At 71.6% G+C, this 25,841-nt stretch carries 23 protein-coding genes and 1 pseudogene; 14 read left to right on the top strand and 10 right to left on the bottom strand.

Annotation, left to right across the window (positions count from 1 at the left end):
- Positions 1–12: 12 nt before the first annotated feature.
- Entirely contained in the window at positions 13–1,353 is a 1,341-nt protein-coding gene (locus tag ACGFIZ_RS23135) for a hypothetical protein (protein WP_393422349.1), read from the bottom strand.
- Positions 1,354–1,499: 146 nt separating this feature from the next.
- Entirely contained in the window at positions 1,500–1,697 is a 198-nt protein-coding gene (locus tag ACGFIZ_RS23130) for a hypothetical protein (protein ID WP_393422347.1), read from the bottom strand.
- 181 nt (positions 1,698–1,878) lie between these two features.
- Between ACGFIZ_RS23130 and ACGFIZ_RS23125 the strand changes: the two genes are divergently transcribed.
- From ACGFIZ_RS23125 to ACGFIZ_RS23085, 9 genes are all read left to right on the top strand, one after another.
- Complete coding sequence (locus ACGFIZ_RS23125; protein WP_393422345.1) at positions 1,879–2,748, top strand: LLM class F420-dependent oxidoreductase; 870 nt, start codon at positions 1,879–1,881, stop codon at positions 2,746–2,748.
- A gap of 315 nt (positions 2,749–3,063) precedes the next feature.
- On the top strand, positions 3,064–4,698 hold the full coding sequence (gene pruA, locus ACGFIZ_RS23120) for an L-glutamate gamma-semialdehyde dehydrogenase (RefSeq protein WP_393422343.1): 1,635 nt from the start codon (positions 3,064–3,066) through the stop codon (positions 4,696–4,698).
- 134 nt (positions 4,699–4,832) lie between these two features.
- Positions 4,833–5,702, top strand: a complete 870-nt coding sequence (locus tag ACGFIZ_RS23115) for an ABC transporter substrate-binding protein (RefSeq protein ID WP_393422341.1) — start codon at positions 4,833–4,835, stop codon at positions 5,700–5,702.
- A 2-nt stretch (positions 5,703–5,704) separates the two neighbouring features.
- A complete protein-coding gene (locus ACGFIZ_RS23110; RefSeq protein WP_393422339.1) occupies positions 5,705–6,802 on the top strand; it encodes an amino acid ABC transporter permease in 1,098 nt (365 codons plus the stop codon).
- 3 nt (positions 6,803–6,805) lie between these two features.
- Positions 6,806–7,555, top strand: a complete 750-nt coding sequence (locus tag ACGFIZ_RS23105; protein WP_393422337.1) for an amino acid ABC transporter ATP-binding protein — start codon at positions 6,806–6,808, stop codon at positions 7,553–7,555.
- Between the two features lie 33 nt (positions 7,556–7,588).
- A complete protein-coding gene (locus tag ACGFIZ_RS23100; protein ID WP_393422335.1) occupies positions 7,589–8,368 on the top strand; it encodes an acetoacetate decarboxylase family protein in 780 nt (259 codons plus the stop codon).
- A gap of 70 nt (positions 8,369–8,438) precedes the next feature.
- Entirely contained in the window at positions 8,439–9,128 is a 690-nt protein-coding gene (locus tag ACGFIZ_RS23095; protein WP_393422333.1) for a GntR family transcriptional regulator, read from the top strand.
- A gap of 42 nt (positions 9,129–9,170) precedes the next feature.
- Positions 9,171–9,956, top strand: a complete 786-nt coding sequence (locus ACGFIZ_RS23090; RefSeq protein WP_393422331.1) for an SDR family NAD(P)-dependent oxidoreductase — start codon at positions 9,171–9,173, stop codon at positions 9,954–9,956.
- Positions 9,957–10,284: 328 nt separating this feature from the next.
- Positions 10,285–11,385, top strand: a complete 1,101-nt coding sequence (locus ACGFIZ_RS23085) for a hypothetical protein (RefSeq protein ID WP_393422329.1) — start codon at positions 10,285–10,287, stop codon at positions 11,383–11,385.
- Positions 11,386–11,440: 55 nt separating this feature from the next.
- On the opposite strand, the gene ACGFIZ_RS23080 is transcribed toward ACGFIZ_RS23085, so the two are convergent.
- A complete protein-coding gene (locus ACGFIZ_RS23080) occupies positions 11,441–12,994 on the bottom strand; it encodes an NAD(P)/FAD-dependent oxidoreductase (RefSeq protein WP_393422327.1) in 1,554 nt (517 codons plus the stop codon).
- Between the two features lie 177 nt (positions 12,995–13,171).
- On the opposite strand from ACGFIZ_RS23080, the gene ACGFIZ_RS23075 reads away from it, so the two are divergent.
- Both ACGFIZ_RS23075 and ACGFIZ_RS23070 read left to right on the top strand, forming a co-directional pair.
- Positions 13,172–14,413: a hypothetical protein gene (locus tag ACGFIZ_RS23075; protein WP_393422325.1), complete on the top strand. Its 1,242-nt coding sequence runs from the start codon at positions 13,172–13,174 to the stop codon at positions 14,411–14,413.
- A 163-nt stretch (positions 14,414–14,576) separates the two neighbouring features.
- Entirely contained in the window at positions 14,577–14,756 is a 180-nt protein-coding gene (locus ACGFIZ_RS23070; protein WP_393422323.1) for a hypothetical protein, read from the top strand.
- 70 nt (positions 14,757–14,826) lie between these two features.
- Here ACGFIZ_RS23070 and ACGFIZ_RS23065 read toward each other — a convergent pair whose 3' ends face one another.
- Complete coding sequence (locus ACGFIZ_RS23065; protein WP_393422321.1) at positions 14,827–16,830, bottom strand: CHAP domain-containing protein; 2,004 nt, start codon at positions 16,828–16,830, stop codon at positions 14,827–14,829.
- A gap of 154 nt (positions 16,831–16,984) precedes the next feature.
- Here ACGFIZ_RS23065 and ACGFIZ_RS23060 point away from each other — a divergent pair.
- A pseudogene (locus ACGFIZ_RS23060) lies at positions 16,985–17,101 on the top strand (phosphotransferase); the annotation flags it as partial.
- A gap of 258 nt (positions 17,102–17,359) precedes the next feature.
- Here the strand turns inward: ACGFIZ_RS23060 and ACGFIZ_RS23055 are convergent.
- The 6 genes from ACGFIZ_RS23055 to ACGFIZ_RS23030 all read right to left on the bottom strand — a co-directional run bounded on the left by ACGFIZ_RS23055 (position 17,360) and on the right by ACGFIZ_RS23030 (position 22,882).
- A complete protein-coding gene (locus ACGFIZ_RS23055) occupies positions 17,360–17,761 on the bottom strand; it encodes a cell division protein CrgA (protein WP_393422319.1) in 402 nt (133 codons plus the stop codon).
- A gap of 82 nt (positions 17,762–17,843) precedes the next feature.
- The gene (locus ACGFIZ_RS23050) at positions 17,844–19,031 is read right to left on the bottom strand and encodes an MFS transporter (protein ID WP_393422317.1); all 1,188 of its coding nucleotides are present in this window, start codon (positions 19,029–19,031) and stop codon (positions 17,844–17,846) included.
- A gap of 77 nt (positions 19,032–19,108) precedes the next feature.
- Positions 19,109–19,690 carry a TetR/AcrR family transcriptional regulator gene (locus tag ACGFIZ_RS23045; RefSeq protein WP_393422315.1) on the bottom strand — a complete coding sequence of 194 codons (582 nt, stop codon included), beginning with the start codon at positions 19,688–19,690 and terminating at the stop codon, positions 19,109–19,111.
- The gene (locus ACGFIZ_RS23040) at positions 19,687–20,280 is read right to left on the bottom strand and encodes a sugar O-acetyltransferase (RefSeq protein ID WP_393422313.1); all 594 of its coding nucleotides are present in this window, start codon (positions 20,278–20,280) and stop codon (positions 19,687–19,689) included. The genes ACGFIZ_RS23045 and ACGFIZ_RS23040 overlap by 4 nt, the downstream gene beginning before the upstream one ends.
- A gap of 500 nt (positions 20,281–20,780) precedes the next feature.
- The gene (locus tag ACGFIZ_RS23035) at positions 20,781–22,421 is read right to left on the bottom strand and encodes an MDR family MFS transporter (protein ID WP_393422311.1); all 1,641 of its coding nucleotides are present in this window, start codon (positions 22,419–22,421) and stop codon (positions 20,781–20,783) included.
- On the bottom strand, positions 22,418–22,882 hold the full coding sequence (locus ACGFIZ_RS23030; protein ID WP_347668034.1) for a MarR family transcriptional regulator: 465 nt from the start codon (positions 22,880–22,882) through the stop codon (positions 22,418–22,420). Before ACGFIZ_RS23030 ends, ACGFIZ_RS23035 begins: the two co-directional genes overlap by 4 nt.
- 111 nt (positions 22,883–22,993) lie before the next feature.
- Here ACGFIZ_RS23030 and ACGFIZ_RS23025 point away from each other — a divergent pair, with 111 nt between their 5' ends.
- Both ACGFIZ_RS23025 and ACGFIZ_RS23020 read left to right on the top strand, forming a co-directional pair.
- On the top strand, positions 22,994–23,614 hold the full coding sequence (locus ACGFIZ_RS23025; RefSeq protein WP_393422308.1) for a TetR/AcrR family transcriptional regulator: 621 nt from the start codon (positions 22,994–22,996) through the stop codon (positions 23,612–23,614).
- A 319-nt stretch (positions 23,615–23,933) separates the two neighbouring features.
- Positions 23,934–25,817, top strand: a complete 1,884-nt coding sequence (locus ACGFIZ_RS23020) for an adenylyl cyclase (RefSeq protein WP_393422306.1) — start codon at positions 23,934–23,936, stop codon at positions 25,815–25,817.
- Positions 25,818–25,841: the final 24 nt, after the last annotated feature.

The raw sequence follows: 25,841 nt of genomic DNA, 5'->3' as shown, positions 1-25,841 counted from the left end.
TCAGGGTCCCCGTCACACGGACCGGCAGGCCCCGCCCAGCGGCTCGATCTCCTCGGGGCGGAAGTGACGCGGGTGGCCGTACCAGTGGTGCGGGTCCGCGCCCGGGTCGTCGTCCAGGCTCACGGCCAGGAACCGTGACCCGTCCGCGGCGAGCAGCACCTGCTCCACCCGGCCGGTACGCCCGTCCAGGAACAGGTCGTACGCGTCGCTGTCCCGCCGGCGCGGGCGCAGCCGGACCCGGCTGCCCCGGGACAGCGGGATGCCCGCGACGAGGACCCGCTCGGTCTCCGGCGCGACGGTCGCGTCGGCGCCCCGCTCCCACCAGGGCGTCGTGTCGGCCCCCGGCCCCCACCAGGGCCCGGCGGCGCCGCCCTTCCGACGCCCGGGCTCCGGCGTCCGGACGGCACCACGCGACCGCTCGACCCCCTTCGACGCCCGGGCGTCGACGCGGTCGACGGTGGCGGCGGCGCGGGGTCGAGGGTGGTCGGTGAGGACTGTCGGCGACGAGAGCAGAACATCGGATCTGCCCGGCTCGCCGGCGAGCACCGGAAAGGTGTGCACGTTGCGGCACTCCCACGCGGCGGACGCCGCCCACGGCGGCGGATCGAGCAGCGACAGGAATCGCCCCCGGTCCACGGCGATCAGGGTGTGCGTCGCGAGCAGGCAACACCGTAGGGTCGCTTCGCGTGGGCCGTCCGCCGGCGTCGTCCGGCTGGTGTTCACGACCCGGACGGCGAGCCGCAGCAGCCGCGACGGCGTCCGACACGGGACGGCCCAGACGCTCACCGACGCGGACAGCGGCCACCGTCGGCGCACCACCCGCCCCACCGCCCCGCCCCGGCCGTCCACCAGCGGCTCGACGTCCTCGCCGCCCGGTACCCGTACGTCGAGGCGGCGCCCGCGCCGCAGCTCCGCGAGCGAAGCCTCGATCCCGAACCCACGCGGCACCGCCTCGTCGAAGCCGAACTCCGTGCGGCCCCCGGCGTCGAACCCGTCGACCGGCCGGCAGGCCCCGTCGGCGCCGCGTGCCTCCACGAACCGGCGTTGCAGGTGCAGGAACCGCAGCCCGATCCGGACGACCGCGCCGTCCGGGGCGTCCGTCAGGCACTGGGTCAGCTGCCACGACGACTCGGCCGGGCCCGCCCCAGCGCCGTCGACCGGGCCGCGCGTCGCCGCCCAGTCCGGTGGTACGAGGACACCGGTCCACCGGCGGGCCCGGCTCCGTGACCGGCGGCGGGCATGCACCGGGTAGCCGGCGTAGAGGATGGCCTCCGCGACCGCCTCGGCGCCGCCGAAACCGGTGCTCGGGCAGTGCGCGATCATCGGCTCGACCCCCGTCTCCAGACCCGTCACCCTGGTCTAACCCGTTGCGCCGGCTAGCGCCGACAGGTGACCACGGCACTCACCGGATCGGGCGACCCGACGGGGTGCCCTCGGCGGGCCGCACCCGCGGACGAGGACAGCCGCGGGACCGCCTTTGCGGCGGCCCGGCGCCTCCACTACTCGCAGCGGTCCTCGGAGCCACGGCCGAAGGGCTCGCAGCAGTCCGGGCGGTGCCGGTACACCCGCAGGTCGCGGCCGTGGACCTGGCTGACATCGGTGGTGCGCTCGTACAGGCAGGCGCCCCAGACGACGCTCTCCGGGCCGCCCCGCACGACCCGCCCGTCACCGGGGCCGCCGCGCAACACCACGTCCACGGAATCGACCGTACGGCCGCGCCGTCCCGGCCGGAGCGGTCTCGAAGGAATCCCTTACGCCCGGGCCGGCCCGGGCGACTCGCCGTCGTGCGGGGACGTCGTGTCGGATGTCCCCGCGCCCTGCCGTCGCTGACGTCAGATACTGGGCGGGTAGCCACCCTACGGGACCGGAGGATGAGCGATGAGGCTTGGCCTGCACTACTGGAACTTCTCCACGCCCGCCGATCCGGCGCGGACGGCCGCGACACTGGCCGAGACCGCCCGGATCGCGGAGCAGGCCGGCGTCTCCGCGTTCACCGTGATGGACCACTACTTCCAGATGGAGTTCCGGACGTCGGCCGAGGAGCCGATGCTGGAGGCGTACACGACGCTCGGCTACGTGGCCGCGCAGACCGAGCGGATGACGCTCGGGGTGCTGGTGACCGGGGTGATGTACCGCCACCCGGGGCTCCTCGCCAAGATCGTCACCACCCTGGACGTGCTCTCCGGCGGTCGCGCCCGGCTCGGCATCGGCGCGTCGTGGTACGAGCGCGAGCAGCGCGGGCTGGGCGTCCCGGTCGTCCCGGTCGCCGAGCGCTTCGAGCGACTGGAGGAGACGCTGCGCATCTGCCTGCAGATGTGGGGCGACGACAACGGCCGGTTCGACGGCAGGCACTACCAGCTCGCGGAGACGCTCAACGTGCCCGCGCCGATCAGCCGGCCGCACCCCCCGATCATGATCGGCGGCGGCGGCGAGAAGAAGACGCTCTGGCTCGTGGCCCGCTACGCCGACGCGTGCAACCTGTTCGGCACCAGCCCGGCGGAGGTCGCGCACAAGCTGGAGGTGTTGCGCGGGCACTGCGCCGCCGAGGGCCGGGACTACGACCGTATCGAGAAGACGGTGCTGGTCATGCGGCCGCCCCTGGCCGACCCCGACGCGTTCCTGGCGGAGGTGGCCGAGTACGCCGCGCTCGGCGTGACCGAGGTGCAGACGATGCCCGACCGGCACCCGGTGGAGTTCACGCAGCAGCTCGCCGAGCGGGTCGTACCGCGGCTGGCCGAGATCGGCTGACCGCCCCGCGCCCACGGCCAGCCCGGACCGCGCCGGTCCGGGCTGGCCGCGTCGCGCCGCTCACCTCCCGTCGGGGAACTCCCGGATCGCGGTCGTGACCTCCTGCCCGGTGACGTGGCGGGCCAGCCCGGCCCGACCAGGGCCGCAGTGAAGAGCGAGGCGAGGGCGCCGGGCTGGCGCATCTGAAATTTTAGTGTAATGTCAGCGCCCGGTTGGGGTGCCTCCGGGCATGCCTCGCCGCGCGTTGCCAACCGCGCCCGCCCGGCGGGCCGCCTCGGCCGCACAGCGAATTCCGTCGATGCAAGGAGGATGAGAGTGGATGCCGTTACGAGCCCGCCGTCCCCGGTCAACGAAGCGACCCTGAGTTACGCCCCCGGCAGCCCGGAACGGACGGCGCTGGAGCAGGAGCTGGCGTGGCAGGAGGGTCAGGAGGTGGAACTGACCGCCGCGATCGGTGACCGCCGCCGGATGGGTGGGGGGGCGGAGATCGCGGTGGTGCAGCCGCACGACCACCGCCACGTGCTCGGGGTGATGCGCAACTCCACCCGGGCCGACACCGAGGACGCCATCAGGGCGGCAGGGGACGCGGCGCCCGGCTGGCGCGAGCTTTCCCTCGATGACCGCGCCGCGATCCTGCTCAAGGCCGCCGACCTGCTGGCCGGTCCGTGGCGCCAGCGACTCAACGCCGCGACGATGCTGGGCCAGTCGAAGACCGCCGTCCAGGCCGAGATCGACTCCGCGTGCGAGCTGGCCGACTTCTGGCGGTTCAACGTCCACTACGCCCGGCAGATCGTGGGCGAGCAGCCGGTGGCGAACTCCCGGGGCGTGTGGAACCGCACGGATTACCGCCCCCTGGAGGGCTTCGTCTACGCCGTCACCCCGTTCAACTTCACCGCGATCGCGGGCAACCTGCCGACCGCGCCGGCTTTGATGGGCAACACGGTGCTCTGGAAGCCCGCGCCGACCCAGCAGCTCGCCGCGAGCCTGATCATGGAGTTGCTGGAGGAGGCCGGCCTGCCGCCCGGCGTGATCAACATGTTGCCGGGCGACGGCCTCGACGTCTCGGCGGTGGCGCTCGCCCATCGCGACCTGGCCGGCATCCACTTCACCGGCTCCACCGCGACGTTCCAGCACCTGTGGTCGACGGTGGGGGCGAACCTCGGGGGCTACCGGTCGTACCCCCGGATCGTCGGCGAGACCGGCGGGAAGGGCTTTGTGCTCGCGCACGGCTCGGCTGATCCGGATGTGCTGCGGGTGGCGCTGCTGCGGGGCGCGTTCGAGTATCAGGGGCAGAAGTGCTCGGCCGCCTCCCGGGCGTACGTGGCCCGGTCGGTGTGGGAGCGGGTGCGTGACCCGCTGCTCGCCGAGGTGGAGGCGCTGACGATGGGCGACGTCACCGACCTGTCCCACTTCATGGGGGCGGTGATCGACGCTCGGGCGTTGGGCCGGCACCGGGCCGTGATCGACCGGGCTCGCCAGCGGGACTCCCTGACGGTGCTCGTCGGTGGCGAGGTCGACGACTCTGTCGGGTACTTCGTCCGCCCGACCGTCGTGCACAGCACCGACCCCACCGACGAGATGTTCCGCACGGAGTACTTCGGGCCGATCCTGGCGGTGCACGTCTTCGACGACGACGCCTTCACCGACGCGGTCGACCAGGTGGAGTCCCTCTCGTCGTACGCGCTGACCGGCGCGGTCGTTGCCCGCGACCGGGCGGCGATCGCCTGGGCCAGCCAACGGCTGCGGTTCGCCGCCGGCAACTTCTACGTCAACGACAAGCCGACCGGGGCGGTCGTCGGGCAGCAGCCGTTCGGCGGGTCCCGTGCCTCCGGCACCAACGACAAGGCGGGTGCGGCGTCGAACCTGGCCCGCTGGATCTCGCCGCGCTCGATCAAGGAGACCTTCGACCCGCCCCGGGACCACCGTTACCCCCACATGGGCTCCCGCTGACTGGCTCCTACCAGCCAGAACGCCCTCTGGACTCACCCGCCGATCAGGTGTACCGTCCTGCACACTTCACTAACATTTCACTGAAATTCCCATCACCCCCCATTGCTTCATGACCATCGACACGGAGGTGTCAGATGAAGAGGTCACTCCGCTCCCTCGGCGTCACCGCGGCCATCACCGGGATGCTCGCCCTAGCCGCGTGCGGCACGGACACCTCGACCGCCGACTCGGGGTCAGCTGGCTTCGGCGACTGCGAGGTGACGAAGAACCCCACGGTCCACCAGCTGAAGACCATGACCGAGGGCGTGCTCACCGTCGCCGCCTCGCTGCCGTACCCGGCCGGCTACCGGGGTAACACCCTCGAATCGGTCGACGGTGGCTACATGTACTGCCTCGACGCCGAGATCGCCAACCGCGCCGGACTGAGCAGGATCAAACTGGTGAACGCCTCGTTCGAGGCCCTCGTCACCGCCAAGACCTCGAACTTCGACTTCGCGGTCTGGGACATCTACGACACACCCGAACGGCGCAAGGCCGTCGACTTCTCCACGCCCTACAACACCTACCGATCCGGCGTCCTCGTCAAGACCGGCTCGGACCTCACCAAGGAGAGCATCAAGAACGCCACCGTCGGCGTGCTGGCCGGGTCTGTCCAGCTCAAGTACGTCAACGAGACCCTGAAGCCCAAGGAGGTGCGGGTTTTCGCCTCGAACGACGATCTCTTCAACGCGGTCCTGGCCGGGCAGATCGACGCCGCGCTCAACGACACCGCCACCGTCATGCCCCGCGCGGCCAGCTCCGGCGGGAAGCTCGAGGTCGTAGGACAATACCCGGTCGGCGGCGACGTGGCGGCGCTGTTCCCCAAGGGCTCGCAGAACGTGGCGGTGGTGAACCAGATCCTCGCCGACATGGAGAAGGACGGCACCCTCGCCGCCATCATGGACAAGTGGCTGAACCCGATCCTCGGCGGGGACCCTGACACGTTGGCCGACTGGAGTGCCTGACCATGAAGGTACAGGCACCTCAGACACGTGAAGCCCCGGCGACAGCGCCCGACACCGGCCTCACCCCGACCAGAGCACTGCCGACGACGGCACACCTCACCGCCGCCGCCGTCCTCGCCGCTCTGGCCGCGACCCTGTGCTACCAGCTCGCCGTCATGCTGGTCGACGCACCCCCCGCACGGATCCTGCTCGGCGCCGCGCTTCCGGTCGCCGCGCTCGGCTGGCCCCTGTCGCTGGCCTACCGACGCAGCCACCGGTCCCGCAGGGACTGGGACGCCGGCCGGTACGTCGAAGCCCGCCGGGCGGCGGCTGGCTCCCGCGACGCCGCCATCTCGTCCCTCGGACTCAGCGGCTGCCTGGCCATCGTGGTCGTGCTCGCCCTGCTGGTCTTCACCAACGACGGGGCGGTGCAGAAGACGTTCTTCAACGGCGAGTACATGTCGCGCAGCTTCCTCGACATCGTCCGGGCGCTCTGGATCAACATCCAGATCGCGCTCGGCGCCCAGCTCCTCGCCATGCTCTTCGGTCTTGTGCTCGCCATCGGCCGGCAGTTGCCCGGTCGTGGCTTCCGTCCGGTCAGGGCGCTGTCCATCGCCTACATCGACGTGTTCCGCGGCATCCCGTCGGTCGTCCTGATCTACCTCGTGTGCTACGGCCTGCCGCTGACCGAGGTGCCGTACCTCAGCGGTGGGTCGCTGGTCGGCTACGCCATCGTGGCGCTGGCCATGACCTACAGCGCCTACAACGCGGAGCTGTACCGCGCCGGAATCGAGTCGATCAACCCCGGCCAGAGCTCCGCCGCCCTGTCCATGGGCCTGACCCAGACCGACGTGCTGCGGTTCGTCATCCTGCCGCAGATGGCCCGCAACATCGCCGCGCCCATGCTCAGCACCTTCATCGGCCTGCAGAAGGACACCGCGTTGGTGATCGTCGTCGGCATCATCGACGCCTTCAGCCAGGCCAAGATCTACTCGGCGAACGACTTCAACCTCTCCGCGGTGACCGCCGTGTGCATCGTCTTCGTCCTCATCACCATTCCGCAGACCCGGTTCGTCGACTACCTCCTCGCCCGCACCGGGGCGAGAAAGACAGGGGCGTGAGCCATGTCCCGAGCGTTCATCGAGTTCGACGAGGTGACCAAGCGGTACGGCGACCTCACCGTGCTGGACAAGGTCGGCCTCACCGTCGACCGGCACGAGGTCGTCACGCTCATCGGTGCCTCCGGCTCCGGCAAGTCGACGCTGCTGCGCTGCGTCAACGGGCTGGAGGATGTCCAGGGCGGACAGATCCTCCTCGACGGTGACGTCGTCTCCGGCGAGGGCGTCGACATGGTCAGGCTGCGCCGCCGGGTCGGGATCGTCTTCCAGAGCTACAACCTGTTCCCGCACATGACGGTGCTACGCAACTGCACGCTCACCCCGGTCCGCGCCGGCGTGGCGAGCAAGGCCGAGGCCGAGGCCAACGCGCGGGCGATGCTCGACCGCGTCGGCCTGCGCGACAAGGCCGACGCCTACCCGGCGCAACTCTCCGGCGGCCAGCAGCAGCGCGTCGCCATCGCCCGGGCGATGCTCATGCGCCCGCAGGCCCTGCTGCTGGACGAGATCACCTCAGCCCTCGACCCCGAGCTCGTGATCGAGGTGCTGAACCTGGTCCGCGAACTCGCCTCCGACGGCATCACCATGATGATGACGACCCACGAGATGCCCTTCGCCCGCGAGATCTCGTCGAAGGTCTGCTTCCTGCACCAGGGCACGATCCTCGAACAGGGCCCACCCGAGCAGATCTTCGAAGCACCCACCACGCCCGAGCTCCGGTCGTTCCTCCGCAAGATCCACGAAGCCGGCCGGAACTAGGCCCCCACCAGACAAGGTCAAGGTCACCAATCGATGAGCAAGACGTACGACACCAGGGACTTCTTCACCTACCTCGGGTACCCGAGCGGCGACCGGCCCTACTGGTGCAAGGACCTGCGCAGCCTCTCCGTCTACTGCCGAGGCGACCGGGCGAACCTGGAGGCGCTCCTCGCGCCCACCCCGTTCGAGCTCGCCGACGACCGGTTCGTCGTGCAGATCGCGGACTTCGGTAACGCCACCCCCGGCGCCTTCTACGACTCGGGTGTCGTCATCCCCGTCCGCTACGGCGACCACCGGGGGGTCAACTACTTCTTCGAGTACGAGGACGAGCACTGGAGCGTCGCCTTCGGCCGGGAGGTCTGGGGCTACCCCAAGCAGTACGCCGACATCGCGCTGACCGACACCGCCGACACGGTCTCGGGCACCGTCCACCGCTCGGGCAAGCTGGTGTTCGGCATCTCGATGAAGCCGGGGGAGGGGCACGACAACACCGCCTGGGCGGACCTGTCCCTGTACCCGCACCTCCAAGTCCACGCCCTGCCCGAGGCCAACGGGCCTGGGTTCCGTGTCTTCGAGATCGTCTCCCGGGACACCTCGAAGGACTTCGTCCTCAAGCACCGGAGCTTCGGACCCGCAGCCGTCGAGCTCACCGGCGCGCTCTCGGTCAACGGCGTCGAACTGAAGGTGGTCGAGGTGCTCGGCGGCGAGTTCTCCATCGGGGACTACGCCTGCACGGTGGAGAACGGGATCTCGACGGTGATCGACGACCTGCTCGGCAACCGGTCCCGAGTCGGAGCGGCGGAGCGCCCGTAACCGTCCGGTAGCTTGCCAGAGTGCGGGACCGCTGCGCAGAAGCGGCGCAAGACATGGGGGAGGAAACGCGATGTTGTCGGAGTACGTCGGAAAGGGCGCGCTCGTCGGCACCGACCAGACGGGCAACGCCCTGCTGAGCCAATCGGCCTACGCCAGCCTGTGCTCTCGACTCGTCCGCGCCGAGATCATGCCCGGGGACCGGCTCGTCGAGAACGACCTGCGGGCCGACCTCGGCGTGGGCCTCTCCCCGGTGCGCGAGGCCATCAGGCGGCTGGAGTTCGAGAAGCTGGTGGTCATCTACCCGCGCAGCGGCACCTACGCCACCGAGATTGCACTCAAGCACTCCCGCTCCGTCATGGAACTGCGGCTGGAACTGGAGTCCCTGGCCACGACGCTGGCCTGCAGCCGCGGCTCGAAGGCGGAGAAGGACCAACTCGTCGCACTCGCCGAGGAGCAGGCCAATACCACCGACCTGCAACGGTGCATCGACCTGGACGCCGCCTTCCACCAGAGCCTCTACCTGATGAGCCGCAACGAGTACCTCCAGGCGACCGCCCGGATCTACTTCAACCTGGCCCTGCGGCAGTGGTACTTCTGCTCGAAGGTGGTCACCACCCCGGACTGGACCCAGGTGGACCACCGCCCCCTGGCGGCGGCAGTCGCCGTCGGCGACACCGCCGTCGCCACGGAGCAGATGCGCGAGCACGTCCGCCACGACTCCCAGCAGGTGTTCGAAATCCTCACAAACTACGGCCTGTAGCCGCCCCGGAGGGCGTGACCGGGCCGCCGGAAAGGACCCGCCGTGCCATCGGCCGCACTGACGTCCCTGTTCACCCTCGACGGAACACGCGCCCTGGTCACCGGCGCCCATGGGGGTCTCGGCCGCGCTCAGGCCCTCGCCCTCGGGCAGGCCGGTGCCGAGATCATCGCAACCGATCTGACGGCGGAGCGCGCCGAGCAGGCGTGCGCGTACCTGCATCAGCGGGACGTCCGCGCGTCTCCGCTGACGCTGGAGGTCACCTCCCTCGACAGCATCGAGGCCGCGTTCGGCGCCCTCGAGCAGCGAGGCCGCGTCCCCGACGTGGTGGTGAACAACGCCGGTGTGTCGCTGCGCAACAGCGCGTTGGACGCCACCGCCGCCGAGTTCGACCTGACCCTGGGGGTCAACCTGCGCGGCACCTACTTCGTGGCACAGCGCGCCGCGCGGGCCATGCGGCCGCGGGGCGGGGGCCGGATCATCAACCTCGCGTCCATCGGCGGCCTGGTCGTCGACGGCGAGCGGTCCTCGGTGTACGACGCGTCGAAGGCCGCTGTGGTGCAGCTGACGAAGAACCTCGCCTACGAGTGGGGCAGGCACGGCATCCGGGTGAACGCCATCGCCCCGGGCTACATGCGCACGGAGATGACCGCCGACCTCATGCCCACCAGGGAAGCCGAGGACGAACTCGTGGCCAGGCACATCCCCCTGGGCCGGGTCGGCGAGGCGGGAGACCTGGCCGGCGCCGTGGTGTTCCTTGCCTCGGACGCGTCCGCGTACGTCACCGGGCACACGCTCACCGTCGACGGCGGCTGGGTCGTCTCGCTCTGATGCCCTCTTCGCCTGAGAAGAGGTCGATGTCCGCTGCGGCGCAGTCGAACGTGGGCGGGCGTCAGCGTCGCTGCGCTGACGGCGGTGGTCGACGTCGAGTGGAAGAGCACGCGGTCCCGGTGGTCACCCCGCGACCGTACCGCCGCGCGTGGTCGCTCGCCCGGCGACACCACCCGTGACCTGCCGGGTGGTCACCGCGACGGCAGGGCAGCCCGGCTCTCCTGTCGCGGCGGTGCACGATGTGCGAGGTGACGGCCGGAGAAGGGCGTTGACGGACGAAAGGACTCTACTGTAAACAAGGCGTACTGTTGATGTCGGGGAGGTCTCCATGCGACGCTCGGTGCTCCTGGCCACGGCCCTGCTCGCCTTCGCCACGACCACCCCGGCCACCGCGGCGCCACCCCGCCCGGCCGGCGTCGCCCCCGCCGCCACACCCGTCCAGGTCTACGGCGCCTGGCACTGCGGCAACGACTACTGCACCTGGGGCAGCGCCCGCACGGTGGCCGAGTTCGACAGCCAGAACCACTGGCTCGTCGACCGCGGCGACGGCCGGCCGTCGGTGAACCTGGTGGTGCTCAGCTTCGTCAACCCGCTCGCGCTGCTGCGCCAGACCACCGACGCCGCCACCCTCGACGGCGTGCCGAGGGGCATGACCTCGGCGATCGTCGACTACTTCACCACCCGCGGCATCCGGGTGATGCTCTCCATCGGCGGCATCACGTACACGGACGACTGGGACGCCGCGCTCGCCGAGAACCCCACCCTGCTCGGTCAGCGGGCCGCCGCCGTCGCCACCCGGCTCGGCGTCGGCATCGAGATCGACTACGAGCGGAACACCGATCCGAACCTCGCGGGCCTGCAGTCCTTCATCGACGCCTATCGGGCCGTGCACCCGTACGACGCCACGGGCGCCCGGCCCCAGGCCCGGCTGACCATCGACGTCGCGGCCGGCGACCGGTGGCTGATCGACCTCAACCGCAAGGCGACCGCGGACTGGCTGCGGACCGACACCCCGGTGCTCGACTACGCCAACGCCATGGTGGCCGCCCGGCCCGTCTCGGCCGGCACCGCCCAGGAGAGCTGGCAGGAGCACGTCGACGGCAAGCCGCAGTACGGCCCGCCCGTGCCGCCGCTCGCCCCGGCCAAGTTCACCGGCGGCGTCTACATCGCCTACGGCGGCCGGCCGCTGCCGGAGTGCGTCGACTACGCGACGTCCGTGCAGCGGGCCGCCGCGCCCTACGTGCAGAGTGTCGCGCCGAACGGCGCGGGCGTCACGGCCGGCATGCTGGGCTTCATGTTCTGGGCGGCCGAACGTCCCTCCACCCGCGGCATCGGCACCGTGCCGCCGAACACCTGCGAGGCGGGGACCGGCGCCGGGGCCAGCGCCCTGTCCGTCCCGGTGCCGATGCCGGCGCTGCGTCAGAGCTGACCCGGCGGGGGCTCGACAACCTCGGGCGCGGCGGGCCGACCGCCGACGGCGACCGTCAGCCGAGGCGCGCCTGCACCGGCCGCCCCGGCCGCGTACCGTCATCGGGCACCGCTCCGGCGGCTGCGAGCCTCGCCGGCACGATCGGCGCGTCCCGGCCCGTACCCTGGCGGTTGTCGCCGTCGCGTCCGCTCGACTCCTCGTGGTAGTCCTGCTCCACGTTCACCGACCAGACGTCATGGCGCGTGCCGCAGGCGATGTTCTCCGCGGTCAACATGGCTGTCAGCATCGAGTGGTCCTGGTTGTTGTAGCGGTGCATGCCGTTGCGGCCGACCGGATGCACGTTCGGCACCTCGCGGGCCAGCCAGTGCCGGACGACGTCCACGTTGCGCTGGTAGTGCTCGTCGTAGACCGGGTACGCCTTGGGCATGCGCACCACGTATCCCCGTTCGACGACCCCGGACCGGACCAGGCCGAGTCGTTCCAGCTCCGCGGTGGCGGTGGCGACCAGTTCGGCGTCGGGGGTACGCCAGGTCTCGTCGTCCTCGAAGACGAAGTACTCCAGCCCCAGGCAGGTGCGCCCGTCCTTGACCAGGTGCGGTGACCAGGAGCCGAAGTTCTGGATCCGGCCCACCCGGACGCCCGGGTCGTGCACGTAGATCCAGTTGTCCGGGAAGGAGAACTCGGCCGGCACCACCAGCGCCACGGTCAGGAAGTCCCGGTAGCGTAGGCCGGCGGCGGCGGCCCGTACCTCCGGCGGCGCGGGCGGAGACAGCACGGCCACCAGCTCGGAGATCGGCATCGACGAGACCACGTGCGCGGCGGTCGCGGTGCGCTGCCCGCCCACGCCGTCCACCGAGACGGCGACCGCCCGGCGGCGCTGCGGGTCGCGGTGCACGGCGGTCACCCAGCTCCGCAGCTCGACCCGGCCGCCGCGGCGGCGTACCTCCTGCGCGCAGCGCTCCCACATCATGCCGGGCCCGAGCTTCGGGTACTGGAACTCCTCGATCAGGCTGGTGACGTCGCCGCGGTTGCGACGGGGCAGCAGGGCGTTGCGGATCGCCTTGGCCAACGACAGGTTCTTGATCCGCTGCGCGGCCCAGTCGGCCTGGAGCTGGTCGGCCGGCATGCCCCAGACCTTCTCCGTGTAGGTCTTGAAGAACATGGAGTAGAGCCGCCAACCGAAGCGGGCGGACACCCACCCCTCGAAGTGGGACTGGTCCTTCGGCGGGCGCAACCGGGCGCGGGCGTACGAGCCCAGGCAGAGCGCGGCCTCCCGCAGGCCCAGGTTGCGCAGGGCGTTGGACGCGTTGAGCGGGTAGTCGAAGAGCGCGCCCCGGTAGTAGATCCGGCTCATCCGGGGCCGCAGCAGGAAGTCCTCGCCGGGCAGGATCTCGTGCCAGAACTCCTCGACTCGCGAGACCTTGGTGAAGAACCGGTGTCCGCCGATGTCGAAGCGCCAGCCGTCCCGTTCGACGGTGCGGCTGATGCCCCCCACCACATCGTCGGCCTCGAACACCCGTACGGGCACATGTCGCCGGAGCAACTCGTACGCGGCGGTCAGGCCGGCCGGTCCCGCGCCGATGACCACGGTGTCCCGCTGTTCGTCCATGCCGCGCTCCCTGTGTCCCGTTCCGGTCGCGGCCCCGCTTACCCACCGTGAGTGGGAACTCACTCACGGCTTCGCGGCGTGCCGGCCGTCGCCTACGTGTCAAGGGCGGTGGAAGGGGGATGTGGCAGCGTCCGGGGTCGGGTGGCCCGGCTCGTCCGCGCGGAATCGGGAGAAGTCGTGGGGGACAGGGGGCGGGCCGTGGGGGCCGCGCGCCGAGGTGGGCTCGGCGCGCGCGCCGGCGCCGTGCGGGACCGGGTGGCACGGGCCACCGACCGGGTTCCGGCGCCGTGGCGCTTCGCCGTCACGGTCTTCCTCGGTACGAAGATCGCGCTGACCCTGGTCGGGGTGCTCGCGCTGGCCGCCTTCGACCAACTGTCCCTGGCTCCGCCCACGGACGGGTGGACGATGCGCGACCAGCAGCGGGCCGTATCTCCGCATCGCTGGGTATCGCTCTGGTTCGCCTGGGACTCGTTCCTCTACGACAAGCTGGCCCAGGTGCCACTGGACCGGCCCTGGCAGGATTTCGGTTTTCCGCTGCTCTATCCGTTCCTGGGCCGGGCGCTGGCCCCACTGCTGGGTGGGCACACCGCGCTCGCGCTGTTGCTGGTGGCCAACGCGGCGTTCCTGCTGCTGCTCTACTACGCCCACCGGCTCGGGGAGCAGTTGCTCGGCGTCCCCGGGTCCCGCCGTTTCGTCGGGTATCTCGTGCTGCTGCCCACCGCGTTCCTGTTCCAGGCGGCGCTGACCGAGTCGCTGTTCCTGTGTCTGACGCTCGCCGCCTTCCACTACGCCGAGCGGCGGCGCTGGCTGGTCGTCGGCGTGCTGGGGTTCTTCCTCGCGCTCAGCCGTTCGGTCGGGTTCTTCGTCGTCGTGCCGCTCGCCCTGGTGCTGCTGCGGCAGCACGACTACCGGTTAGGCCGACACGCGTTGTGGGGCTATGTCCGCACGGGCTGCCCGCTGCTGCTGGTCCCGGCCGGGTGGCTGGCCTTCATGGCGTTCTGCCGGTGGCAGGGCGGCGACTGGTTCGCCTACCAGCACGCTCAGCAGAGAGGCTGGGGCGTCACCGTGCAGAACCCGCTGGGTGTGCTGTGGCACGGTCTGACCAAGGGTTCGCTCCCCGACGCGCTACGCGTCGCAGCCGCCGTCCTCGCGATGGTGGTCGTGGTCGCGGGCCTGCGCCGGATCGGCCTGCCCTACGTCGTGTACGGCCTGATCATGGTGCTGGTGCCGCTGTCGATGGGTCCACCGGTGTACAGGAGTCTGCTGCGCTACCTGCTCGCCGCCTTCCCGGTGGCGCTCGTGCTCGCCGGCTGGGCGCGGTCCCCCCGGGCCGAGCGGTGGCTGGCCGGCGGCCTGGCCGTCCTGCAGGGTGCGCTCTTCGTGGCCTGGTTGGCCTACTGGAGCCATTTCATCATCTGATCCGGCCCACCTGTCTCACCGGTGGGATGACGCAGGCGGTCGCCGACCACCAGGCCATCTTCGAGGCGCGCGGATCCTCGTCTTCGGGGTCGCCCGGCCTGACGACGAGGCGCGGGTACGCCCCAACGAGGTCTTCGCCCGCGAGCTGACGATCGTCGGGGCGGTGATCAACCCGTACACCCACCACCGCGCGGTGGGCATGCTGCCGACGTTCGGCCTGGACCGCATGCGCCCGGCGTTCTTCCCCCCGGAGAAGGTGCCGCAGGCGCTCGACGCCCTGGCCGTCGGCCAGGCCGACAAACTGCTCGTCGCCCCGCAGGGCGTGGCGGCCGCCCAGCGGTAGCCGAAGGCGTGGCGGCTGGGTTCGCAGAGGGCGCTGCGGGCCCAACCGTCAGCCAGCGGTCAGCGAGGCATCAGAACGTATCCGGATAGCCGAGGTCGTAGCGGGGGGACATGGAGGAGGTCCAGGTGTCGCCGTCGAATCGGTCGCACAGGGCCTGGCTGCCATCGCCGACGCGGCGGCAGTACGCGACGGTGCCGTCGGTGTTGGTGAGCCAGGCGCGGTCGGTGGCGTAGCCCCAGTCGCTGGGCGGCGCGTAGCGGCCGGTGACCCAGCCGGTGTTCTTCCAGACGTTGCAGACGAGGAACTGGGAGTTTTGGTCGCCGGCGCGGCCGCAGACGGCGGGTCCGTCCTTGGTGCTCAGGTAGGCGCGGTTCTCGTGGTAGCCCAGGTCGGCGCGGGGTGAGGTGGCCGTCGTCCAGGTGGTGCCGTCGAAGCGGTCGCAGCGTGCCTGGTCGCCGTCGTTGACGCGGCGGCAGTAGGAGATGGTGCCGTCGGCGTTGACCAGCCAGGCGCGGTCGCTGGCGTAGCCCCAGTCGCCCTGCGGGGAGGACGAGGAGATCCATCCGTCGGGGCGCCAGATGCTGCACACCAGCGTCTGGTAGGACTGGTCACCGGCGCGACCGCAGACCGCCGGCCCCAACCCCGAAGCCAGGTACGTGCGGTTGTCGGAGTAGGCCAGGTCGTAGCGGGGGGACATGGAGGAGGTCCAGGTGTCGCCGTCGAATCGGTCGCACAGGGCCTGGCTGCCGTCGCCGACGCGGCGGCAGTACGCGAGGGTGCCGTCGGTGTTGGTGAGCCAGGCGCGGTCGGTGGCGTAGCCCCAGTCGCTGGGTGGCGCGTAGCGGCCGGTGACCCAGCCGGTGTTCTTCCAGACGTTGCAGACGAGGAACTGGGAGTTCTGGTCGCCGGCGCGGCCGCAGACGGCGGGTCCGTCCTTGGTGCTCAGGTAGGCGCGGTTCTCGTGGTAGCCCAGGTCGGCGCGGGGTGAGGTGGCCGTCGTCCAGGTGGTGCCGTCGAAGCGGTCGCAGCGTGCCTGGTCGCCGTCGTTGACGCGGCGGCAGTAGGAGATGGTGCCGTCGGCGTTGACCAGCCAGGCGCGGTCGCTGGCGTAGCCCCAGTCGCCCTGCGGGGAGGAGGAGATCCATCCGTCGGGGCGCCAGATGCTGCACACCAGCGTCTGGTAGGACTGGTCACCGGCGCGGCCACAGACCGCCGGCCCCAACCCCGAAGCGAGATAGGCCCGGTCCGCCGCGTTGCCGGTGGTCTGCACGTACCGGCTCGGTCCGGCCGTGGCCCCGGCGCCGTTGCGCGCCACGACGGTGTAGGTGTACGCCTGGTTCGGCGAGACCTGGGTGTCGAGGAAGCCCGGACCGGCGACGGTAGCCAGGTGCACCTCGTTGCGCATCACCTGGTACTCGGCCGCCCCCGAGGCCGCCGGCCAGCGCAGGTTCACTCGGGTGCCGTGGGCCAGCACCTGCGTCTCGCCGGGTGCCGCGGGCTGTCCCGGTGCGACGACGTCCCGCACGTGGATGAACTCGGCGGACCCGAACGTCGTCCCGCCACGGTCGAGGCGCCGTCGGGAGGCGTAGCCGGAGGTGTCGGTGACGTACGAGTCCTCGCTGATCTCGACGTAGGTGGCCGTGACCACCTCGACGTACGCGACGTGGCCGAAGCTGCCGGTGTCCCACTGGGCGATCGCGCCCACCGCGGGCGTGGTGTCGACCCGTACCCCGGCGGCTCGTGCCTTCTCGTCCCACTGGTTGGCGTTGCCGATGGACGACCATGGCTGTCCCGCCCCGTTGGCCCGTAGCCGGTACGCGGCGTAGCTCACGCAGTTGTGCCCCGGGCCCCACGAGCCCCACACGGACTGTCCGCTGTAGCCGGTGCCCGCCAGGCAACCGTAGTCGGTGGACCGGCACAGCAGCGTTTCGCCCGAGGCGGCCCGGACGGCGGCCGGCGTGAGCGTCACCGACAGCGTGGCGAGCAGCATGACGACGAGTGCCCTGCGTACGGCGGACAGGGGCCGCCCCGTTGCTCGGACGGTCAGCATGCTGATCCCGCGCACTTGACGCATGCGACTCTCCTCTTACCGTGCGGATGCCTGACGCACTCGTCCCATCGCGGAGCGTATTGGCTACTGTCCTCGGTGGACAGCCTCGAAGCGGGGCGGATACACGCGACGCTCGGCGTCACGGTGTGCCCGAACGGACGAGCATTGCAGGCGCGGAATGTTGCTGGAGGAACAGCGACCGGAGTGGGCCGACCTCCCCGTTTCGCCCGCCGGGGCGGGCACGGACGACACCATGTACCGGCTGGGCGAGGATCTGCTCGTGCGGCTGCCGCGCCGTCCTTCGTCAGGGAGTGCCTGACGCGGCTCCACGCGATCCTGGCTGACGCCGGCGAGCACTGAGCCGGTCCGGACGCTCCTCAGCCGTCCGGACCGGCGGCGCGCGTCAGAAGCCGAGCGCCTCGCGACCGCCGACGACCGGCAGCGTGAGGCGGCTCGCGCCGGGCTGGGCGTGGGACTGGCCGCTGGGCTGCCACGCGCTGGGGCGCCGGCGGTGTCGGGCTCGTCGACCGGCCCGCCGATTCCTTGTTCCTCGTCATCCTCGCCGGGTGCGGGCCACCAGAAGCAGGACCATGCCGATCAGCATCGGGACGGATCCGGCGCAGCTCCCACCGACGCCCACTGCGACGTTCCCCTGTCCCAGGGACGACACCGGGTACTCGGCCCCGGAGAGGTAGTAGACGGCGAGCCAGAGGACGCCGGCCAACCCGCCGACGAGACCGAGTACCACCAGGACGATCCCGGCCACGGCCAGCGGTGTCCAACCCGGACGCACGGCGCCGGGTGGGCCACCGGCGGGCCGGGCGCCGCCGCCCGTCTCCCTCACGACGATCCGGCGGATCTCGTCCGCCGGGATGCCGAGGCGCCACGCCATGTGCCCGACGTCCTCACCGGCCGCGTAGGCGGCGATGACCTCTTCGTCGCGATCCGTGGTCATGGCACCGGATCGTAGTTGAGCGTTCGCTGCTCACGGAACCGCCGACGTCGGCCGCCGCGAAGCGGCGCCGGAAGACCCGGTGTCACGTGTTCGTGGCCGCGGCTGGGGCGGGGGAGTCGGCCGGGCCGGTATCCACGCCGTCCGCTCGGAAGCCACCGGTGAACAGCAGGCCGCCGGCGGTCACGGCCAGGGTGACGGACAACGAACGCAGCACGCCGACGTGGTCGGCGAGGAGGCCGAGAAGCGGAGGCCCGGCCAGGAAGGCGGTGTAACCGATGGAGGACACCACGCCGACGCGGACGGCCGCGCGGGCCGGATCCTCGGCCGCCGCGCTGATGCCGAGCGGAAAACCCAACGCGGTGCCGAGCCCCCACGCGACGACACCGACCAGAGCCAGAAGCAGATGCGGGCCGGTGATCGTGGTGGCGAGTCCGACCATGGCGAGGAGCACGCTGGCGCGGACGACGCGTCGGGGGCCGTGCCGGTCGACGAGGGAGGGCCCGAACCACCGACCGACGGTCATCGCGGCGACGAAGACGGCGAAGCTCAGCGAGCCTGCGGCCACCGACGTGGAATGCCCTTCGACCATGGCGGTGGCGAGCCAGTCGTTGCCGGTGCCCTCGGAGAAGGCCATGCTCAGCACGAACACGCCGAGCGCGACGGTGCGGGGCTCGGCCCACGTCCGTAGGGCGTCACGTACCGGGACGTGGCCGGCTGCCCGAGGGCCTGTGGTCAGGTATCCGCGGGTCGACAGCGGCACCGCCACGGCGACGAGGATCGCGACGGCGGCCAGGTGGGCGGCGACGGGGACGTGCAGACCCGCGCAGGCCGCCGCGACACCCGCGCCGAGGACCGTCCCTCCGCTCAGGGAGGCGTGGAACCGGGGCACCATCGACCTGCCGGCCTGCTGCTCCACGGCGGCGGCCTCGGCGTTCATCGCCACGTCCCAGACGCCGGTGCTCAGCCCGAGGAGCCCGAGTCCCGCGGCCGTGACGGCAACCCCGCCGTGGGCGCCGAATCCGGCGAGGCAGAGCGCGGCCGCGCTGGTCAGGCTGGCCGCCGCCACGGCGAGGCGCGGGCCGGTACGCGCCACGCACGCTCCGGCGAGCAGCAGCGACACGATCGACCCGACGGGAAGGGCGAGTAACAGCAGTCCCAGTTGCCGCGCGTCCAACTGCAGCTGCGACTTGACGCTCGGGATGCGGGCGGCCCAGGTCGCAAAGGTGAAGCCGCTGGTGACGAACGCGACGTACACGGCAGCGGTGGCCACCCGCGTGGGCGCACACGCGACGGCAACCGCCGCGGTCGAGGGCGGCGACCCTTCCCGTCCGGTGGCGCTGTTGCCGGTCACCCCGGGTACGCCCCGGGCACGAAGCGGCGGACAGCGTCCATGATCTTCTGTGGGTCGACCGGCCGGGTGGACAGCGTCGCGTGCAGGATCAGTCCTTCCATCAGCGCGTCGAGCGCCTCCGCCGTCTCGGCATCGAAATGTCGCCGCAGCGAGCGGCGTGTGCTGTCCATCCACCTCTGCGTGATCACGCGGAATCGCGGGTCGCGTGCCGCCGCGGCGTAGAGCTCGTAGGCCAGGACGGCACTGCGCTGGTTGTCGGCCAGGTCCGCCAGCATCGCCTCGACGACTCTCTCGCGCGCCTCGACTCCCGGCCGGATCGCCGCCATCTGGGCGTCGAAGGCGGCCGCCGCCGTCTCCGCCAGGTGCGTGAAGGCCGATACCAGCAGATCCTGGAGGCTGGCGAAGTGGTAGGACACCGAGCCCAGCGGCACGTCGGCGGCGGCGGCCACCCGCCGGTGGGTCGTGCCGGCGACGCCGAGCTCGGCGATCACGTCCAGCGTGACCTCCACGAGCCGCTGGCGCCGGTCCGGCTCGTAGCGGCGGCGGCGCTTCCCGGCGGCGGGCTCTCCGGCGGTCATCCGCCGTGGACCGGCCGGAGGACGCGCGCGGGGTTGCCGGCGACGACGACATCCGCGGGTACGTCCCTGGTGACGACCGCGCCGGCGCCGACCACCGAGTTGTCGCCGATGGTGACACCGGGGCAGATCACCGCCATGCCACCGATCCACACGTTGTCGCCGATCGTGATCGGCAGGGCCGCCTCCCACTTGGCCCGGCGCGGTTCCGGGTCGACCGGATGCGTCGGCGTCAGCAACTGCACGTTCGGACCCAGCAGCACGTCCTCGCCGATGACGATCTGCGCGACGTCCAGCGCCGTCAGCCCGAAGTTGATGAACGTCCGGGCGCCGACGTGGATGTGGCTGCCGTAGTCGACATGGATGGGCGGGCGGATCTCCACCTCGGCGCCCACCGAGCCCAGCAGCTGCTCGAGCAGCGCCCGCCGTCCCGCGGAGTCGCGCGGGTCGCTGTCGTTGAACGCCTTCGTCAGTACCGCCGCCTGGCGCATCTCCGCTTCCAGCTCCGGGTCGGCGCCCCGGTAGAGATCGCCGGCGAGCATGCGCTCCCGCATGGTCCGAAGGTCGCCCTCGGCAAGATCGAACGCCGTCATGCGTACGATCGTACGCTGTATGTACGACCGTACGCAACGATGCTGCTCCGGGACGCCGCCGGCGCGTGAGCGGGCGTGCTCGGGCGCGTCGGCCCGGCCGCGGGGACTCCGACAGCGGCGCTGTGGAGCTGCCCCGTCTGTGCGTCCGCGCGGAGGCCGTCCGGGTGCCCCGGCCGTGTCCGCGGGCCTTGCCGCGTATCGGCGAGGCTGCCCCGTTCCTGCGGGCAGCTCCAGAGGACCCGCGGACTGTGCCGCGGCCGCCCTGACCTGCCGCTCCCGCCTGCCCCGGTGGTCGGTGCCGCCGTGGCTGCTGCGCCTCGCACCCGCCGTCACGGTTGCCTGGCCGGCGGCGGGGCACTTGGGGGACCGCCCCGCCGCCGGCCACTTCCGGTGGTGTTCCTGCACCCGCCTGTGGCCGCGGGGCTTGTATGGACATCGCTGCCGGCGGCCGAAGCGCAACAGGCCGGTACGCCAACCACGGCCCGGGTCGTACCCGGACCTCAGTGCCGGGTCGACGCCCGGTGGCGCCCGGCGTCGGCGGGCACCTCGTCGAAGGCGGGCGCGCCGTCGATGGCGTCGGCGGCGACCGCCACCGAGCGGGCGGTGTCGGCCAGGTCGAGGCTGGACCGCAGCGTCACCGGGCGCAGCAGGAGGGCGGCGAGCACGCCGACCACGCCGATGGCGGCCGAGATGAGGAAGATGTGGCCGGTGGCGTCGCCGTAGGCGGCGCGGACGATCTCCCGGATCGGCTCGGGCAGCGCGGCCAGGTTCAGGGTGCTGTTGCCCCCGCCCCCGGCGGCGGGGATGCCGGCGGCGGTCAGGTCGTGGGTGATCTGGTCGGTGACCCGCCGGGCGAGGACGGCGCCGAGCACCGAGACGCCGATGGTGCCGCCCAGCGAGCGGAAGAACGCGACGCTGGAGCTGGCGGCGCCGATGTCCTTGAGCGCGACGGTGTTCTGCACGGCGAGGACGAGGTTCTGCATGGACATGCCGACGCCGGCGCCGACGAGGAACATGGCCACGCCGAGGAACCACAGCGGGGTCTCGTGGTCGATGGTGCCGAGGACGGCGAAGCCGGCGACCAGGACGACCGTGCCCGCGACGATGTAGGGCTTGATCCTGCCGGTCCTGGTGATGAGCCGGCCGGAGACGATGGAGGAGACGAGGACGCCGGCCATCATCGGGATGGTGAGCAGCCCGGCCTCGGTGGGGGTGTAGCCGCGCCCGACCTGGAAGTACTGGCCGAGGAAGACGGAACCGCCGAACATGGCCATGCCGACGGCGAGGCTGGCCAGGATGGCCAGGGCGGTGGTGCGCTCGCGGATGATGCCGAGCGGAACGATCGGCTCGGCGTGCCGCGCCTCGACCGTGACGGCCAGCGCCAGCAGCGCCAGGGAGCCGCCCACCATCGCCGCGCTCTGCCAGGACAGCCACGCGAAGGAGTCGTCGACGAAGGAGATCCAGATCAGCAGCAGGCTGACGCCGGCGGCGATCAGGCTCGCCCCCCAGTAGTCGATCCGCACGTTCTCGCGACGCGCGGTGGGCAGGTGCAGGGTGACCTGGAGCAGGATCAGCGCGACCACGGCGACGGGCACGCCGACGAAGAAGCACCAGCGCCAGCCGAGCCAGGAGGTGTCGACGATGAGGCCGCCGAGCAGTGGGCCGCCGACGGTGGCGAGGGCCATGACCCCGCCGAGGTAGCCGTTGTACCGGCCGCGCTCGCGCGGCGGGATCATCGCCGCGATGGCGACCTGGACCAGGGCCTGCAGGCCGCCGACGCCGATGCCCTGGAACGCGCGGGCGGCGATGAGCTGCCCGGCGCTCTGGGCGAAGCCGGAGACGATCGAGCCGACCAGGAACACCACGATGGCGGCCTGGATCAGGATCTTCTTGTTGAACAGGTCGGCGAGCTTGCCCCAGATCGGGGTGGTCGCGGTGGCGGTGAGCAGGGTCGCGGTGACCACCCAGGTGTACTGGGTCTGCGAGCCGTTGAGCGCTCCGATGATCTTCGGCAGGGCGATCGAGACGACCGTGCTGCTCAGCATCGCGACGAAGAGCACCAGCAGCAGACCGCTGAGCGCCTCCAGGGTCTGCCGATGGGTCATCGGCTCCGCGCCGGTCGTGGTGGTGGGTGCGCTCATCGCGCCGCCTCCAAGGTGTCGTGGTGTCCGAGTGCGTCTTTGATGTCGTGGGTGAATCGGCCGAGCGCGGCCGCCAGCGCCGTCACCTCCGCCGGGGTCCAGCGGGCCAGCGCGCGATCGAGGACCTGGCCGTACCAGTCGTCGGTGTCGGCCAGGACGGCCCGGCCGGCGGGGGTGACCGCCAGGACACTGGCGCGCTTGTCGGTCGGGTCGGTCCGGCGTTCGACCAGGCCGTGTGCCACGAGGCCGGCCACGACCCGGCTGACCGTCGACGGGTCGAGCCCGGCGCGCAGGGCCAGTTCGCGGGCGTGGCATCCGTCGCCCAGGCCGTCGATGCGCCGGAGCAGGCTCACCATGCTCAGCGGCATACCGGACCGGGCGTCGGCGTACCGCTGCTTGATCAGTCGCACGGTCGTGGTCAGTTCGTGCAGCCGGGCGCCGAGTTCGTGAGCGGGTTCCACGCATGCCTCCCTGTCCACCGAATGGTTGCCTCAAGCAAGAATCCAAGGATCTTGCGCGTTGGGCAAGTTTTCCCGTTGAGAAGTAGATCACGGTTGGGTAGCCTCGGTTCCGTGGACGAGACGATGGGGCTGCGCGAGCGCAAGAAGGCGGCCACCCGGCTGGCGCTGCACGAGGCGGCACTGCGCCTCGCCGCGGAGCACGGGCCCGACCGGGTGACCGTCGAGGCGATCGCCGACGCCGCCAACGTCTCCCGCCGCACCTTCTCGAACTACTTCTCGGGCAAGGAGGAGGCCATCGTCTACGGCGACGCGGTCCGGCTGCGCCGGCTCCTCGAACTCATCCGCGACCAGCGCGCCGACCAACCGCCGTGGGCCGTGCTCACCCGCGCCGCCGAGGACCTCGTCGCCGAGACCTACGCCGACACCGACCCGTCCTGGTTCGCCCGACGCCGCAGGCTGCGCGCCCATCCCAGCCTCGTCGCCCACCAGATCGCCGCGTACGCCACCATCGAGCGCGAACTGGCCGCCGAGATCGCGCACCGGCTCACCGGCCCCGACGCGGCCCTGCGGTCGCGGGTCCTGGCGGCGGCCTTCCTGACCACGTTCCGCGTCGCCGTCCAGCACTGGACCGACCACCCCGAGGGCCCGCTGCGCGACGCGGTACGCACCGCACTCGCCACCGTGGCACCCGCGCCCGACGGCGACCGGTCGACCGCCGCCGCGCCGGCCTGACGCGCGCATCGCCCGTGTCGCAGAATCGGGGCCGCCAGCCATAGCGCGGGATCGATTCAGAGGGTAGAAACGTCCCAAGCCACTTTTCCGTCGGCCGGATAGCCGCCGCGGTGTGAGAGCGCTCTCTGCACCCAGCCCGCGGCATCCGGTCGCCCGTCCCCGGAGTAGGCAGGTCGATGACGATCGCGAACCACACCGGCACGGCAGGGCGCCCGGGCGCCCGTCGGAGCAGCGCCCCGCGCGGCATCCCCGTAACCGGCTTCCACACCGAAGACCCCTCGCGGGCAGCGCTGCCCGGCCAGCGGAAAGGACGAGCCGCATGACGACGCCGACCCCTGGGGGCGAAGGCACCCCGACCGGGCCGCCCCGCCGCCGACCCGGCCTGGCCGTCGCGCTCGGCCTCGCGCTGACGACCGCCCTCGCGACACCAGGACTGTCCGCAGCCGCGTCCCCGCCCGACGGCGGGATCGTGGACCTCGGGCCGAACGTCACCGTCTTCGATCCCGCCATGCCCGTCGGCGAGATCCAGGCGACCCTCGACGCGGCGCACGCCGCGCAGGTCGACAACGAGATGGGTACGCGACGCCACGCCTACTTCTTCAAGCCCGGGACGTACGGCTCGGCCGAGCAGCCGCTCCAGCTCAGGGTCGGGTACTACACCGAGATCGCCGGCCTGGGGGCCGCGCCCACCGACGTCGTGGTCAACGGCAAGGTCGAGGTCTACAACCGCTGCCTGACCGGCGGCGGCACGAGCAACTGCCTCGCGCTCGTCAACTTCTGGCGCACCCTGTCCAACCTGTCCATCAACATCGACGCGGCCGGCCAGGACGGCTGTCGCGCCTCGGCGAACTTCTGGGCCGTCTCCCAGGCGGTCTCCATGCGCCGCCTCGACGTCAGCGGCGGCAACCTGTCGCTGATGGACTACTGCACCGCCGGCCCGCAGTACGCCAGCGGCGGCTTCATCGCCGACTCGCGGCTGCCGTTCGTCGTCAACGGATCGCAGCAGCAGTGGCTGACCCGCAACAGCCAGGTCGCCGGCTGGTCCAACGGGGTGTGGAACCAGGTCTTCTCCGGCGTCGTCGGCGCCCCGGACGATGCCGGCTTCCCGAACCCGCCCTACACCACGCTCGACACCACCCCCGTCAGCCGGGAGAAGCCGTACCTGTACGTCGACGAGCGGGGCGACTACCACGTACGCGTGCCCGCCGCGCGGACGAACACCCGCGGCGTCTCGTGGGCCGACGGCATGACGCCCGGCCGCACCCTGCCGATCAGCGACTTCTTCGTCGCGAAGCCGTCGGACTCCGTGCGGGCCATCAACGCGCAGCTCGCGCGCGGCCGACACCTGCTGCTCACCCCCGGCGTGTACGACATCGCCCGCAGCATCGAGGTCAAGCGCCCCGACACGGTCGTCCTCGGCCTCGGGCACGCCACGCTCACCGCCGTCGACGGCGCCACCCCGCTCGTCGTCGCCGACGTCCCCGGCGTCGTCGTCGCCGGCGTCACGATCGACGCCGGACCGCAGGAGTCGCCCGTCCTGCTGCGGGTGGGCAGGCGCCACGGCGAACGCCCCGGCTCGGCGGACAACCCGACCACCCTGTCCGACGTGTACTTCCGCGTCGGCGGGCCGCACGTCGGCCGGACCGACACCGCGCTCGAGGTCAACAGCGACAACGTGCTCATCGACCACACCTGGGTGTGGCGCGGCGACCACGGCGTCGAGGGCTTCACCGACACCGAACGCTGGAACACCAACACCGGCCGCTACGGCGTCGTGATCAACGGCGACCACGTGACGGCGACCGGCCTGTTCGTCGAGCACTTCCAGCGGTACAACACCGTCTGGAACGGCGACGACGGCGCGACGATCCTCTACCAGAACGAACTGCCGTACGACCCGCCGACCCAGGCGGACTGGATGAACGGCGACGTCGAGGGCTACGCCGGTTACAAGGTCGGCGACCACGTGCGCAGGCACACCCTGCACGGCGGCGGCGTGTACGTCTTCAACCAGAACAACCCGACCATCCACACCGAGAACGGCTTCGAGGTCCCCGAGGCCCCCGGCGTCAGGCTGCACCACGTCATGACGGTCAACCTCAGCGCCGGCACCATCGACCACGTGGTCAACGGTGTGGGCGACCCGGCCGACACGACCAGGATCGGGGCGCCGGTGTACGTCGGGCAGTACCCAGCGCCATAGCGCCGACCGCACCCCCGCAGCGCC

Source organism: Micromonospora sp. NPDC048830 (assembly GCF_043198215.1).
GTDB lineage: Bacteria > Actinomycetota > Actinomycetes > Mycobacteriales > Micromonosporaceae > Micromonospora.
Note: the sequence above shows the minus strand (reverse complement) of the source record. Positions and strands in the feature narration are given on the sequence as shown.